Source organism: Citrobacter sp. CFNIH10 (assembly GCF_002934585.1).
GTDB classification, from domain to species: Bacteria; Pseudomonadota; Gammaproteobacteria; order Enterobacterales; family Enterobacteriaceae; genus Citrobacter_A; species Citrobacter_A amalonaticus.
In genome coordinates, this window is sequence record NZ_CP026216.1 from 2,486,432 (window position 1) to 2,500,679 (window position 14,248).

Genomic DNA, 14,248 nt, shown 5'->3' on the forward strand with positions numbered 1-14,248 from the left:
AAATGCCCGTCAAGAATTTGGCGGGCATTACTGCAAGGAACGCGCAGATGTTATCTCTGAATAAACCGTTAAAAGAATTTGCTCAGCTTGATAAGTCGTTGTCAAAATTTGGGACACGTTTTGAATATGTCCATGCAAAACATCTTCTTTATTCCACTGAAAAGAATCCCGACACGACGGTAGTGATTCTGGAGGGGATTATCTCATTAAGACGTAATGAACATATTCTTGTGGGTATCGCCCAGGCCCCTTTCATTATGGGATTGAGCAATGGGGTGATGAAAAATGATGCTCATTATGATCTCATCAGCGAGGGAGTATGTTCAGGCTATCACCTGCCGTCGTCACAAACTATTGAGATTATTGAAGAATATCAGCTATGGCGTGAGGCGTTTTACTGGCTGACCTGGCAGAACCGTATCCTGCAACAGCGCGATCGCCAGTTAATTGGCAATAATTCCTACGAACAGATCCGAACCACCCTTTTCTCGATGATTGAGTGGGATGAAGGTTTACGCTCAAAAATTGGGGTGATGAGTTATATTCATCAGCGCACGCAAATTTCGCGTTCCGTGGTAGCAGAGGTTCTTGCGGCGTTACGAAAAGGCGGCTACATCGAAATGAATAAAGGCAAACTGGTGGGAATAAACCGTTTGCCTTCTGATTATTAATTAAGACGCAGGAATCTCGCGCGGTGTATTTTCGCTCAGTTCAACCACCAGTTCGTTAATACCATCGCTCATGCTTGTGAAGCGGGTGAGCGGAGAGCGAGTGACAACGACAAACGCACCCACATTTTTTTGCGGAATCATTGCCATATAGGTAATGAACCCTCCGCCACCGCCGGTCTTTTGAATAATGCCCGGGCGTCCATTCTTCGGCGCCATATAGACCCATCCTAAGCCCAACGCATCGGCCTTGCCGGGGACATCCATACCGGTTACCCGCGTTAACTGCGCGCGCTGATAAATCAGCGTTTGCATTCTGTCGGCCTGATTACTGCGCTGGTAAAAATCAGAGGAAAGATACTGCTGCATCCAGCGCATCATATCCCCCGGCGTTGAATAAACCCCGCCGCTGCCGATGGCTGCCAGCGTGTTATTACACGGACTGGCCCCTTTCTCCGCGACCATCAGACGTTTGCACTGATCGGGAGAGGGAGTATAGGTCGTGTCTTTCATGCCAAGCGGCCGGGTGATTTTCTCTTCAAAAAGCTGGGCATAGGGTTTGCCGGAGGCGTTTGCCAGCGCATCCGCCAGCAGGTCGAACGCCAGGTTAGAATAGGCCGCCTGTGAACCCGGAGCGGCTTTTAACGTCGCCGTGGAGAGATAGTTCCAGCGCTGTTCACGCGTCGGCCAGACAAATACCGGGCGCTTTGCCGCGCCGCCGGGTTGTTCACGGGGCAGTGCACTGGTGTGCGTCGCCAGGTTGACCAGCGTGATCGGTTTTCCCTCATACGACGGTACGCGCGCGCCGACGGGGGCATATTTGCTCAGCGGATCGTTCAGTTTTACGGTGCCCTGATCGAGCAGTTTGACCAACATTTCACTGGTCATCAGTTTGGTGAGTGACGCAATGCGAATCACCGAATCCAGCTGCGGACGAACGTTATTGCCCGGACGGGTTTCACCGAAGCTGCGAAAAACACGCTGGTTTCCGTCGATCACGACGAGTGCCATCCCCGTCGCGCCGCTGCCATAAAAAATATGTTCGGCGTAACGTTCGACAATATCAGACGCAAAAACCGGTTCGGCAACAGGCTGAGCCGCCTGGACTGAGGTCAATGACGCCGCACACAGCGCGGCAGAAAAAAGCAGACTACGTTTCAACGGTGGTGTCCATGAATGAGAGTAAAAAACTAAGCGTATTTATACTACTGTACCGCCTGTTGCAAAGCGCTAATTAGAGCAAGGATAGTGAGAAAAACGTAACGACGCGTAAACGTAGCGTTTTTGCCGCGAAAGAAAGTCCGCTTTTGTGATCCGGGGCGTGCAATAATCTTTCATTACCACTCTTGGATGGGGCTGACGATGTCTGAAAAACGGGTTGTGATGGTTGTTGATATGCAAATCGGCGTGTTTGCCACGCCGCGTATTAATCGGGATGCGTGTGTGGAACGTATCAATCAATTGACGCGGGCAGCCGATCTCACGATTTTTATTCAACACACCGAGGCGGGTGGCCTGGAGGAGGGGAGCGCGGGGTTTGCGCTGCTGCCTGAACTGGAGACACCCGTGAACGCCAAATATGTCACGAAAACCGCCTGCGATGCTTTTTACAAAACGGCGCTCGAACAGTTGCTCCGCGAGCAGGCGATTTCACACTTTGTCATCTGCGGCTGTGCGACGGACTATTGTGTCGATACCACCATCAGAAACGGTGCCAGCCGGGGTTATCGCATTACGGTTGCGGAAGATGCCCACACCACCGCACATCGCGCGGCTGCACCTGCCCAGACGCTGATTGCGCACCATAATGATGTCTGGCGCAATCTGATCGTGCCGGGCAATCCGGTACGTGTGAAACCCGTCGAAACAATTCTTCAGGACTGGAAAACGAACTAAGCGTCGCCATGTTGGTCACAATGGGCGGTTTCGCCTGTTGTGATCGTTTATTTTTAGTCCGCGCAGCGGCAGAAGCACAGCAGTTGTCATAACGATAAGAAGTGAGCAGGAGAGCATCATGTTTAAGTCTTTTTTCCCAAAGCCGGGTCCTTTTTTCCTTTCGGCTTTTATTTGGGCAATAGTCGCGGTTATTTTCTGGCAAGCCGGTGGTGGGGACTGGGTTGCGCGGATGACTGGTGCAACGGGCGCCGTGCCTATCAGCGCCGCCCGTTTCTGGTCGCCGAGCTACCTGATTTTTTATGCCTACTACGTGCTCTGCGTCGGGCTGTTTGCGCTGTTCTGGTTTATCTACAGTCCGCATCGCTGGCAGTACTGGTCAATTCTTGGCACCTCGCTGATTATCTTCGTCACCTGGTTTCTCGTTGAAGTCGGGGTGGCCGTCAACGCCTGGTATGCGCCATTTTACGATCTGATCCAGACCGCCCTCAGCGCACCACATAAGGTCACCATGAGCCAGTTCTATAACGAACTGGGGATCTTTCTTGGTATCGCGCTGATTGCCGTGGTGATTAGCGTGCTGAACAACTTTTTTGTCAGCCACTATGTGTTCCGCTGGCGTACGGCGATGAACGAATATTACATGGCGCAGTGGCAGCATTTGCGCCATATCGAGGGGGCCGCGCAGCGTGTGCAGGAAGACACCATGCGTTTTGCCTCAACGCTGGAAAGCATGGGCGTGAGCTTTATTAACGCTATCATGACGCTAATCGCCTTCCTGCCGGTGCTGGTTGCGCTTTCTCCGCACGTGCCCGAACTGCCGATAGTCGGCCATGTGCCTTATGGCCTGGTGATTGCGGCGATCGTCTGGTCACTGATGGGCACCGGTATGCTGGCGGTAGTCGGGATCAAGCTCCCGGGACTGGAATTTAAAAATCAGCGGGTGGAAGCGGCTTATCGTAAAGAGCTGGTATACGGGGAAGATGATGCCAACCGCGCCACGCCGCCGACGGTTCGTGAGCTGTTCAGTGCGGTTCGCCAGAACTATTTCCGTCTCTATTTCCACTACATGTATTTTAATATCGCGCGCATTCTCTACCTGCAGGTGGACAACGTTTTCGGGTTGTTCCTGCTGTTTCCGTCGATTGTTGCCGGTACGATTACCCTGGGTCTGATGACGCAAATTACCAACGTCTTTAGCCAGGTGCGGGGCGCGTTCCAGTACCTGATCAACTCGTGGACAACGCTGGTTGAACTGATGTCTATCTATAAACGTCTGCGCAGTTTTGAGCGTGAACTGGACGAGCGGGATATTCAGGCTGTCACCCACACACTTGGTTAACAAAAGGAAACGTTATGTCGGCGGTGTCTCGTCTTTACCCTTTGTCATTGCTGGCCGGACTGGTGCTGGCGGGATGTAGCAGTCAGCCTTCGCAACCGCTCAAAAAAGGCGAGAAACCGGTCGATGTCGCGAGCGTGGTGCGCCAGAAAATGCCGGCCAGCGTGAAGGATCGGGACGCCTGGGCGCAGGATATCGCCAAAACCTTTGAAAGCCAGAAGCTGGCGCCGACGGTGGAAAATATCTGTTCGGTGCTGGCGGTCGCGCAGCAGGAGTCTAACTATCAGGCCGATCCCGCCGTTCCGGGATTGAACAACATTGCCTGGAAGGAGATAGACCGGCGCGCCGAACGGATGCATATTCCGGTTTTCCTGGTGCATACCGCGCTGAAAATCACCTCCCCGAACGGGAAAAGCTATAGCGAGCGTCTGGACACAGTAAAAACGGAAAAACAGCTCAGCGCCATTTTCGATGACTTTATTAATATGGTGCCGATGGGGCAGACGCTGTTCGGTTCGCTGAATCCGGTCCATACCGGTGGTCCGATGCAGGTCAGCATTGCGTTTGCCGAGCAGCACAGCAAAGGATATCCGTGGAAGATGGAGGGAACGGTGCGCCAGGAAGTGTTCAGCCGTCGCGGTGGACTCTGGTTCGGAACCTACCATTTGCTCAATTACCCGGCCAACTACAGCGCGCCGATTTTCCGCTTTGCCGACTTCAACGCCGGATGGTATGCCAGTCGAAACGCCGCGTTTCAGAACGCAGTCAGTAAAGCCAGCGGCGTCAAACTGGCGCTGGATGGCGACCTGATCGCCTACGGCAGTAAAGACGCCGGTAAAACGGAGCTGGCGGTGCGTAAACTGGCGGGAAAACTGGATCTCAGCGAAAGCGCGATCCGTCGCCAGCTGGAGAAAGGCGACAGTCTGGCGTTTGAAGAAACGGCGCTTTACAAAAAGGTGTTTACGCTTGCTGAAGCAAAGACAGGGAAGAGATTACCGCGTGAAATGCTGCCCGGTATTCAACTGGAAAGCCCGAAAATCACCCGTAATCTCACCACGGCATGGTTTGCAAAACGGGTCGACGATCGTCGGGCGAAGTGCATGGGGCAATAACCGCCTGGCCATTACTGGCGGCGGTAGCGCCAGCGCAGAATGGCGGCGATGACGCCGAAAATCAGACTGCCGACCAGAAACGGCACCAGACCAAAGATGGTGCCGACGCCCAGCCCAATCTCTACGCGCGGGCGTCCTGTCTCTTGCACTTGCATCAGATGTTCATATACGCCAGGCGCGTGAACCAGCAGGTTCAGGATCTGCGCCCCGGCCCAAAAACAGAACAGAACAAACACGGCATAAGCGATATTGCCTGGCGTAGAGGCTGTTTCTCGATGTTTCCCGTTAAACAAGGATTTTGAGAGAGTGAAATCAGCCATAAATGACCTCCGCGAGTAATTCTGCATCTCTGACACCATGCCAGTAACTTACCGTGAGTGTGACAGGTCATCGCGTTTGTCAATATCAGAATGATGGTAATTTCAGTCTGGGATGAATCCTGGATTGCAGATTTTTGTCAGTTGTCACAAATTGGTTACCTTAAATTAAATTTGGCAACATTTAAGAAATTCCGCACACGACACAGACCGGTTTCCCGTAATATGCGACGATACGTTTTTTTCGCTGCGGAGTTTCCATGAACCTGCCTTTAAAAATTCGCCGTGACTGGCACTACTACGCCTTTGCTATCGGCCTGATTTTCATTCTGAACGGCGTTGTCGGGCTATTGGGGTTTGAAGCCAGGGGCTGGCAAACCTATGCCGTGGGGCTGGTGACCTGGATCGTCAGTTTCTGGCTGGCAGGATTGATTATTCGTCGTCGCGTGGAGGATGACGCGGCGTAAGCCTGACAACAAACCGCTGTCAGGCTTATCGGGGAGTGCAGATTACATCGTCGTTTTCAGCGCGTTATCTGCAGCATGGCGTTCCAGCGCCAGTTCGATCAAACGGGTGATCAAGTCGGTGTAACCTAAGCCACTGGCCTGCCAGAGTTTCGGATACATGCTGATGTTGGTAAAGCCTGGCAGGGTGTTGATCTCATTGATCACCACCTCATTGTCGGCGGTTAAAAAGACATCGACGCGTGCCATGCCAGCGCAGCCCAGCGCCTGATACGCCTGAATGGCGATCTCGCGGATTTTGTCGTTGATGTGCGGATCAATCGCCGCAGGAACCACCACTTTCGCGCCGTTATCGTCAATGTATTTGGTGTCGTAGGCATAGAAATCACTGTTGAGCACGATCTCGCCACAGGTGCTGGCCTGCGGATGATCGTTGCCCAGCACTGCGCACTCGATCTCGCGCCCCTTGATCCCTTGCTCCACCACCACTTTGTGATCGAATTCGAAGGCGAGGGCGACCGCCTGCGCGTACTGCGCTTCGCTGGTGACTTTGCTAACGCCGACAGACGATCCCTGATTGGCGGGCTTAACGAACAGCGGCAGGCCAAGACGGGCTTCTACCTCGGCAAAGCTTATCGTGTTGCGGTTGGCTCGCGTCAGCGTAATAAACGGCGCGATAGTCAGTCCGGCATCACGCAACAAGCGTTTGGTGACGTCTTTATCCATACACGCGGCTGAACCCAACACGTCGGAACCCACGAAGGGCAGATTCGCCACGCGCAGCATTCCCTGCAGTGAGCCATCTTCACCCAGCGTGCCGTGCACAATCGGGAAAATCACGTCTACGGTCGGCAGCGGCTGACCATTTTGCGCATCAATCAACTGTTGCTCGTGTCTGCCCGGAACCTGCGCAAGGCTGGTCGCAGAAGGACGCAGCGCAATATGCGCAGGATCGTTGGCATTGAGCAGATAATTGCTGGCATCGCTGACGTGCCATTGTCCTTGCTTATCAATGCCTAACAGCACGACCTCAAAGCGGGTCTTGTCGATGGCATCGACAATATTTTTTGCCGATTGCAATGACACTTCATGTTCCGCTGATTTACCACCAAATACGATTCCTACCCGCAACTTTGCCATCTTAAACCCATTCCTTCGAACGCAAAGCGTATACATTACCACGACAAAACGAGGGATTCGCGGGCTTCTGCCATAATGTTAGGGAGAATTACACGGGAGGAAGCGTGAGAGGAAAAGTCTGGCTGACGATGATCATTCTGAGCGTGGCGTGTGGCGTGGGATATCACTATCTGCCGTCTTATTATGACCCGCTCGCCCCGCTTGAGTTATCCGATCCGCCCAACTGGCTTACCCAATTTAAGCTTAAACGTCTGACGCCAGCGCGCTGTCAGACGCTGTTGCAACAGGCAAACGAGCAGAAGCTGATCACGTCGCAGTCCGTAGCCGACAGCGCTGGCGAATGTCCCTTAACCGACGTAGTACGGGTGCGGGATTTTGGCGCAGTCAAACTGAGCAGCAGCTTCCTTGCCTCCTGTCCGTTAGCACTGCGTTCCGCGCTGTATGTCGCTCAGCAGGCTGCACCCTTAACGGAACGTATGATGGGAAGCCGGCTGACCCGGATCGAGCATCTCGGCAGCTATGCCTGCCGCAACATTTACCATCGCCCTGATGCACGCCGTAGCGAACATGCGAGCGCAGAGGCCCTGGATATCAGCGGCTTTATTCTCGCCGACGGGCGACACGTTACCGTTCTGCGCGGCTGGAAGCAGGAAGAAAGCGCAACGTGGCTGCGGGTGCTGCTCAGCGCGAGCTGTCAATATTATGGCAACGGCCTGGGGCCGGACTACAACGCCGCTCACGCCAACCATTTTCACCTGGGAATACGGGGAATTGGCCTTTGTCGCTAAGCATAAAGCCCTGTGGCTTGTTGGGTTTTAATGTGATGCGTATCACAAATGTGGTGAACGGGAAGATAAAATAGCAAATTGCGCGCCACGGCACCTGCGGATCCCCTGACAGACGTGGAGATTGCTAAACTAGCCGGCGTTTTCTGCTATTTATCACGATGAGCGTTTATGGAATCCTGGAAAGTTAATCTCATTTCCGTCTGGTTCGGCTGCTTTTTTACCGGTCTGGCAATCAGTCAAATCCTGCCGTTTTTGCCACTCTATATTTCGCAGCTTGGGGTGAACTCCCACGAAGCGCTCTCAATGTGGTCCGGTCTGACATTCAGTGTCACATTCTTAATTTCCGCGATTGTTTCTCCGCTCTGGGGTAGCCTGGCAGACCGTAAAGGTCGCAAGCTGATGTTGCTACGCGCCTCGCTCGGCATGGCGATTGCGATACTGCTGCAGGCTTTTGCTACCAACGTCTGGCAGCTTTTCCTGCTGCGCGGCATCATGGGGTTAACGTCCGGCTATATTCCTAATGCGATGGCGCTGGTGGCGTCTCAGGTGCCCCGTGAACGTAGTGGATGGGCACTCAGTACGCTGGCGACCGCGCAAATCAGCGGTGTGATTGGTGGCCCGCTGATGGGCGGTTTTATTGCCGATCATGTGGGCTTACGCCCGGTCTTTTTTATCACTGCAATGCTGCTGATCGTCAGCTTTATGGTCACGCTCTTTTTGATTAAAGAAGGCGTGCGCCCGACGCTGAAAAAGAGCGAACGATTGAGCGGGAAAGCCGTATTTGCGTCGCTACCTTATCCGGCGCTGGTGATCAGCCTGTTTTTCACCACGCTGGTGATTCAGTTATGTAATGGCTCAATCAGCCCGATTCTGGCGCTATTTATTAAGTCGATGGCCCCTGACAGTAATAATATTGCTTTTCTGAGTGGATTAATTGCCTCGGTGCCTGGGGTCTCCGCGCTTATCTCCGCGCCCCGGCTGGGTAAACTTGGGGATCGCATCGGCACCGAAAGGATCCTGATGGCAACGCTGATTTGTGCGGTCGTGTTGTTTTTTGCCATGTCGTGGGTGACGACGCCTTTCCAGCTCGGGGTATTACGTTTTCTGCTCGGTTTTGCCGATGGCGCCATGCTACCCGCGGTTCAGACGCTACTGGTCAAATATTCCAGTGACCAAATAACCGGGCGTATATTTGGTTATAACCAATCGTTTATGTATCTTGGCAATGTCGCTGGCCCGCTGATGGGCGCAACGGTTTCAGCCATGGCAGGATTTCGTTGGGTATTTATTGCCACTGCCATTATCGTGATGATTAACATTTGTCAGTTAGCCCTGGTTCTGCGTCAGCGGCGAAATATCCGCAAGCGGGTGTGAAGCGATTAAAAAGAAATGACTTAAGTGAAATTAGTCATTTTTTAGCATAACTTTTGATTATGGCCAGGGGTGACTATTTTATTCCTGGCTTTTAATTTAGCGTTCGGTTTTTGCGCGAGAAACGTTTCGCTCACCGTATTCTGTGATTATTTACGCAAAGTCTTTCCTTTTTTATAAAAATACTACTTTCAGACTCTAGGCAGCATGGATTCATAGTGATACCGTCAGCCTTCTTTGGATAAGGAAATGCGGTCATGAAAAATCTAATAGCTGAGTTGTTGCTTAAGCTTGCCCAGAAAGAGGAAGAGTCGAAAGAACTGGTTGCTCAGGTAGAAGCATTAGAGATTATCGTTACAGCGATGCTGCGCAATATGGCTCAGAACGAGCAGCAAATGCTGATTCATCAGGTAGAGGGCGCACTTGATGACGTAAAGCCCGATGCCAGCGTTCCGGATAACGATACGGAGTTGCTGCGCCAGTACGTACAAAAGCTGTTGAGGCATCCTCGTTACTAGTTTATTTCGTTTCTATGCTGTCATAAACCTGTCATATCAGAGACCTATAGTCGCTTTGTTTTTTATTTTAAGTGTATTAAGTACATGGAGAAAATAAAGTGAAACAAAGCGCTATTGCTCTTGCATTGTTACCACTGTTGTATATGCCTGTGAGTCATTCTGAAACGTCGTCAATGGCGGTGCTGGACAATCGTGCCGCACAGGGTGATATTACAACGCCAGGCGGAGCACGCCGATTATCGGCCGATCAAACACAAGCATTGCGCGAATCACTGAATGATAAACCGGCTAAAAATATTATTTTATTGATAGGCGATGGTATGGGTGATTCGGAAATTACGGCCGCGCGAAATTATGCTGAAGGCGCGGGTGGCTATTTTAAAGGGATTGATGCCTTACCGCTGACTGGCCAATACACCCACTATGCGCTGAATAAAAAAACCGGTAAACCGGATTACGTGACGGATTCTGCGGCATCAGCAACCGCATGGACAACCGGCGTGAAAACCTACAATGGCGCGCTGGGCGTCGATATTCACGAAAAAGATCATACAACGCTGCTGGAAATGGCGAAAGCGGCGGGGCTGGCGACGGGTAACGTCTCAACCGCCGAGCTGCAGGATGCCACTCCAGCCGCGCTGGTAGCGCACGTGACGTCTCGTAAATGCTATGGCCCGAGCGTAACGAGCGAGAAATGCCCGACGAATGCGCTGGAAAATGGCGGTAAAGGCTCGATCACCGAACAACTGCTGAATGCCCGCGCGGATGTCACGCTGGGCGGCGGTGCGAAAACGTTCGCCGAAACCGCAACCGCCGGCGAGTGGCAGGGCAAAACGCTGCGTGAACAGGCCGAGGCCCGGGGTTACCAGTTGGTCGGCGATGCGGCTTCGCTGGCGGCGATCGGCGAAGCCAGTCAGGACAAACCGTTGCTGGGACTGTTCTCTGACGGCAACATGCCTGTGCGCTGGGAAGGCCCAAAAGCGTCTTATCACGGCAATATTGATAAGCCTGCAGTAACCTGTACGCCGAATCCAAAACGCGATGAGACCGTACCCACGCTGGCGCAAATGACCGACAAAGCCATTGAGTTGCTCAGCAAAAATGAGAAGGGATTCTTCCTGCAGGTGGAAGGGGCCTCCATCGATAAACAGGATCACGCCGCCAATCCTTGCGGACAGATCGGCGAGACGGTGGATCTGGACGAAGCGGTGCAGCGCGCGCTGGCCTTTGCGAAAAAAGAAGGTAACACGCTGGTGATCGTCACTGCCGATCACGCTCACGCCAGCCAGATCGTCGCACCAGAGACAAAAGCGCCGGGCTTGACCCAGGCATTAAACACCAAAGATGGCGCCGTGATGGTGATCAGCTATGGCAACTCCGAAGAGGAATCGCAGGAGCATACCGGCAGCCAGTTGCGTATTGCGGCCTACGGCCCTCATGCGGCCAACGTGGTGGGGCTGACCGATCAAACCGACCTGTTCTATACCATGAAAGCGGCACTCGGCCTGAAATAATCCACCCCCGGCAGGATAACTTTTGCTGTCGGGTGGTTTTTTTATCGTTAGCAGCCAGACTTATCTGAATCTCCCGGCGTTTATTCGCGGGAGATAGTCGAGTGAATACTCAAAAAAGGATGGTGCTATGAAAATAACATTACTGGTTACCCTATTGTTTGGTTTGATCTTTTTAACGACCGTTGGTGCGGCTGAGAAAACGTTAACCCCGCAGCAGCAGCGCATGACCACCTGCAATCAACAGGCGACGGCGAAAGCGTTGAAAGGAGATGCCCGTAAGACGTACATGAGCGATTGCCTTAAAAACAGCAAGTCAGCTCCTGGTGAAAAAAGCCTGACGCCGCAACAGCAAAAAATGCGCGAGTGCAACGTCCAGGCGACGGAACAATCGCTAAAAGGTGACGACCGCAGTAAGTTTATGAGTGCCTGCCTGAAGAAAGCAGCCTAGCCGACCTAGTGCTTACGGGTGAGCAAAGAAAAACGCTCACCCGAAATATCATACTTTCCCCGCCTGACCCGTCTCTATAATTTGGGAAAATTGTTTCAGAATGTTCCCAAAAAATAATGAACGACGAAAACTTTTACAAACAAGCGGTCGATCTCGATGAAACCTCTCTTTCATCGCAGCAAAACGACCATCAACGTTCTGGACTGCGATTCGCCCGGCGAGTAAGAGTGCCGCGCGCAGTGGCGCTGGGAGGGATGTTTTTCCCTGTCGCCGCCGCGCTGGTCGCGAATCCTGTCCCCGGCGTCTGGTGGTTGTTGCTGGTGGGATGGGCGTTCGTCTGGCCTCATCTGGCCTGGCAAATCGCCAGCAGAGCCGTCGACCCGATGAGTCGGGAATTTGCCAATTTAAAAACGGATGCGGTACTCGCCGGAATGTGGATGGGACTGATGGGCGTCAATGCGCTGCCTTCCGCCGCGTTGTTGATGATCATCTGTATGAATCTGATGGGCGCAGGCGGTGTGCGACTGTTTGTTACCGGACTGGCCCTGATGGTGGTTGCCTGTCTGGTCACATTGCAGTTAACGGGAACCTCTCTGGCTTTAAGAAGCGCGCCGCTGGAAGGGGTGTTGACGCTGCCGGTCATCGTGATTTACCCGCTGTTATTCTCCTGGATTAGCTATCAGGCCGCGACCAGGCTGGCGCAACATAAGCGTCGGTTACAGGTGATGAGTACCTGTGATGGCATGACAGGCGTTTACAACCGGCGACACTGGGAAATATTACTGCGCAACGAATTTGAGCACTGCCGTCGCCAGCATCGGGAGGCCACGCTGCTGATCATTGATATCGACCATTTCAAAAGTATTAATGACACCTGGGGTCATGATGTTGGCGATGAAGCTATTCTGGCGCTAACCCAACAGCTGAGAATCACCTTGCGCGGGAGCGATGTGATCGGGCGTTTTGGCGGTGATGAATTTGCGGTGATTATGTGCGGTACGCCAGCCGAGAGCGCCATCGCGGCGATGTCACGGATTCATGAGGGGCTACGCGGGTTACGTCTGGCCTGCGCGCCGCAGGTCATTTTACATATCAGCGTGGGCGTTGCGCCGTTAACGCCGCAGTTCAGTCACTATCGGGAATGGTTGAAATCGGCCGATCTGGCGCTCTACAAAGCAAAGAATGCCGGACGTAACCGCACCGAAGTGGCGGCCTGACGTCCGGTTGTTCACTCAGGATTTACTGAGTTTGTCTGACTTCTCCATACACTTCGCCATCGCTTCAATCACCGCCGCACGAAATCCTCGCTCTTCCAGTACGCGGACCGCTTCAATTGTCGTGCCGCCAGGCGAACAAACCATATCTTTCAGTACGCCAGGATGCTCGCCCGTTTCCAGTACCATCTTCGCGGAACCCATGACCGCCTGAGCGGCAAATTTGTAAGCCTGTGCGCGCGGCATACCGCCCAGTACTGCGGCATCAGCCATCGCTTCGATAAACATGAAGACATACGCCGGGGCGGAGCCGCTGACGCCAACCACCGGATGAATCATCGACTCGGCAATCACTTCGGCTTCGCCAAAGCAGCGGAAAATATTCAGCACATCCGCGGTGTCTTCCGGGGTAACCAGCGCGTTTGGCGTCACTGAGGTCATCCCGGCATTAACCAGCGACGGCGTGTTCGGCATTGCGCGTACGATTTTCCGGTCGTGTCCCAGCGCGCGGGCGAGTTGATCGAGGGTCACGCCTGCTGCAATAGAGACCACCAGCGACTCTTTGTTAAGGCTGGAGGTTATCTCGCTGAGCACTTTGATCATAATGCCCGGCTTCACGGCGCCGAAAACAATATCCGCCACCTGGGCGACTTCCTGGGCGGACTGCGCGACGTTGATCCCATACTGATCGTGCAACGCGGCAACTTTATCGGGGGAAGGGGTGTAGACCCAGATCTGGCCTGGAAGCACCTGACCGCTGGCAATCAGGCCGCCGAGGATTGCTTTCCCCATATTACCGCAGCCGATAAAACCGATTTTCTTCTCCATCTCGTCACTCCCTATGGGTGATAGTTGTTGTTTTGTTTGATAAAGCCTAGCTTAGCGCGGATTGAAAGACGCATGAAGGGTAAACAGCACTTTGCCGCAGCGCAAAAGCACGAGACAATAGCCGATTGCACAAGAGACGGGAGCCAGTATGACCATATGGGTGGATGCGGATGCGTGTCCGAACGTAATTAAAGAGATCCTCTATCGTGCCGCCGGGCGCATGCAAATGTCGCTGATTCTGGTAGCGAACCAGAGCCTGCGCGTGCCGCCGTCGCCGTATATCCGTACGCTGCGTGTACCTGCGGGTTTTGACGTGGCGGATAACGAGATTGTGCGCCAGTGTGCGGCGGGCGATCTGGTCATCACGGCCGATATCCCGTTGGCCGCCGAGGTGCTGGCGAAAGGCGCGTCGGCGCTTAATCCGCGCGGTGAGCGCTATACCGAATCGACCATTCGCGAACGTCTGACAATGCGCGATTTTATGGATACATTGCGCGCCAGCGGGATCCAGACGGGCGGTCCGGATAGCCTCTCTGCCCGCGATCGTCAGCATTTTGCGGCGGAACTGGAAAAGTGGTGGCTGGAAGTTCAGCGCAGAAACCCGTGAATGTAATTTATTTTTTACACTTTCCTC

At 53.4% G+C, this 14,248-nt stretch carries 16 protein-coding genes; 12 read left to right on the forward strand and 4 right to left on the reverse strand.

What is annotated here, in order from left to right; all coding sequences use genetic code 11:
• Window positions 1–47 precede the first annotated feature (47 nt).
• Entirely contained in the window at window positions 48–671 is a 624-nt protein-coding gene (gene iprA, locus C2U53_RS15405; protein ID WP_104446080.1) for a hydrogen peroxide resistance inhibitor IprA, read from the forward strand.
• Here iprA and ampH read toward each other — a convergent pair whose 3' ends face one another.
• A complete protein-coding gene (ampH, locus tag C2U53_RS15410) occupies window positions 672–1,829 on the reverse strand; it encodes a D-alanyl-D-alanine-carboxypeptidase/endopeptidase AmpH (protein ID WP_104446081.1) in 1,158 nt (385 codons plus the stop codon).
• 201 nt (window positions 1,830–2,030) lie between these two features.
• Between ampH and C2U53_RS15415 the strand changes: the two genes are divergently transcribed.
• The 3 genes from C2U53_RS15415 (at window position 2,031) to C2U53_RS15425 (ending at window position 5,012) form a co-directional block, all read left to right on the forward strand.
• Entirely contained in the window at window positions 2,031–2,564 is a 534-nt protein-coding gene (locus C2U53_RS15415) for an isochorismatase family protein (protein WP_099433859.1), read from the forward strand.
• A gap of 118 nt (window positions 2,565–2,682) precedes the next feature.
• Window positions 2,683–3,903 (forward strand): peptide antibiotic transporter SbmA, encoded by a 1,221-nt coding sequence (sbmA, locus tag C2U53_RS15420; protein ID WP_104446082.1) that lies wholly within the window; start codon window positions 2,683–2,685, stop codon window positions 3,901–3,903.
• A 14-nt stretch (window positions 3,904–3,917) separates the two neighbouring features.
• The gene (locus C2U53_RS15425) at window positions 3,918–5,012 is read left to right on the forward strand and encodes a DUF1615 domain-containing protein (RefSeq protein WP_043001639.1); all 1,095 of its coding nucleotides are present in this window, start codon (window positions 3,918–3,920) and stop codon (window positions 5,010–5,012) included.
• Window positions 5,013–5,023: 11 nt separating this feature from the next.
• On the opposite strand, the gene C2U53_RS15430 is transcribed toward C2U53_RS15425, so the two are convergent.
• The gene (locus tag C2U53_RS15430; RefSeq protein ID WP_043001638.1) at window positions 5,024–5,332 is read right to left on the reverse strand and encodes a YaiY family protein; all 309 of its coding nucleotides are present in this window, start codon (window positions 5,330–5,332) and stop codon (window positions 5,024–5,026) included.
• A gap of 257 nt (window positions 5,333–5,589) precedes the next feature.
• Here C2U53_RS15430 and C2U53_RS15435 point away from each other — a divergent pair, with 257 nt between their 5' ends.
• A complete protein-coding gene (locus tag C2U53_RS15435) occupies window positions 5,590–5,796 on the forward strand; it encodes a DUF2754 family protein (RefSeq protein ID WP_043001637.1) in 207 nt (68 codons plus the stop codon).
• A 42-nt stretch (window positions 5,797–5,838) separates the two neighbouring features.
• Here the strand turns inward: C2U53_RS15435 and ddlA are convergent, their stop codons facing one another.
• The gene (gene ddlA / locus C2U53_RS15440; RefSeq protein WP_043001636.1) at window positions 5,839–6,933 is read right to left on the reverse strand and encodes a D-alanine--D-alanine ligase; all 1,095 of its coding nucleotides are present in this window, start codon (window positions 6,931–6,933) and stop codon (window positions 5,839–5,841) included.
• Between the two features lie 128 nt (window positions 6,934–7,061).
• Here ddlA and C2U53_RS15445 point away from each other — a divergent pair, with 128 nt between their 5' ends.
• The 6 genes from C2U53_RS15445 to adrA all read left to right on the forward strand — a co-directional run bounded on the left by C2U53_RS15445 (window position 7,062) and on the right by adrA (window position 12,789).
• Window positions 7,062–7,721 carry an extensin family protein gene (locus tag C2U53_RS15445; protein ID WP_104446083.1) on the forward strand — a complete coding sequence of 220 codons (660 nt, stop codon included), beginning with the start codon at window positions 7,062–7,064 and terminating at the stop codon, window positions 7,719–7,721.
• A 168-nt stretch (window positions 7,722–7,889) separates the two neighbouring features.
• On the forward strand, window positions 7,890–9,095 hold the full coding sequence (locus C2U53_RS15450; RefSeq protein WP_044259047.1) for a multidrug efflux MFS transporter: 1,206 nt from the start codon (window positions 7,890–7,892) through the stop codon (window positions 9,093–9,095).
• Between the two features lie 254 nt (window positions 9,096–9,349).
• Window positions 9,350–9,610 (forward strand): anti-adapter protein IraP, encoded by a 261-nt coding sequence (gene iraP / locus C2U53_RS15455; protein ID WP_043001633.1) that lies wholly within the window; start codon window positions 9,350–9,352, stop codon window positions 9,608–9,610.
• Window positions 9,611–9,708: 98 nt separating this feature from the next.
• Window positions 9,709–11,124, forward strand: coding sequence for an alkaline phosphatase (gene phoA, locus C2U53_RS15460; protein WP_104446084.1), 1,416 nt, complete (start codon window positions 9,709–9,711; stop codon window positions 11,122–11,124).
• A gap of 127 nt (window positions 11,125–11,251) precedes the next feature.
• On the forward strand, window positions 11,252–11,572 hold the full coding sequence (psiF, locus tag C2U53_RS15465; RefSeq protein WP_043001631.1) for a phosphate starvation-inducible protein PsiF: 321 nt from the start codon (window positions 11,252–11,254) through the stop codon (window positions 11,570–11,572).
• A gap of 116 nt (window positions 11,573–11,688) precedes the next feature.
• Window positions 11,689–12,789: a diguanylate cyclase AdrA gene (adrA, locus tag C2U53_RS15470; RefSeq protein WP_044259042.1), complete on the forward strand. Its 1,101-nt coding sequence runs from the start codon at window positions 11,689–11,691 to the stop codon at window positions 12,787–12,789.
• A gap of 15 nt (window positions 12,790–12,804) precedes the next feature.
• Here adrA and proC read toward each other — a convergent pair whose 3' ends face one another.
• Window positions 12,805–13,614: a pyrroline-5-carboxylate reductase gene (proC, locus tag C2U53_RS15475; protein WP_043001629.1), complete on the reverse strand. Its 810-nt coding sequence runs from the start codon at window positions 13,612–13,614 to the stop codon at window positions 12,805–12,807.
• A 148-nt stretch (window positions 13,615–13,762) separates the two neighbouring features.
• On the opposite strand from proC, the gene C2U53_RS15480 reads away from it, so the two are divergent.
• The gene (locus C2U53_RS15480) at window positions 13,763–14,221 is read left to right on the forward strand and encodes a YaiI/YqxD family protein (RefSeq protein ID WP_104446085.1); all 459 of its coding nucleotides are present in this window, start codon (window positions 13,763–13,765) and stop codon (window positions 14,219–14,221) included.
• Window positions 14,222–14,248 lie beyond the last annotated feature (27 nt).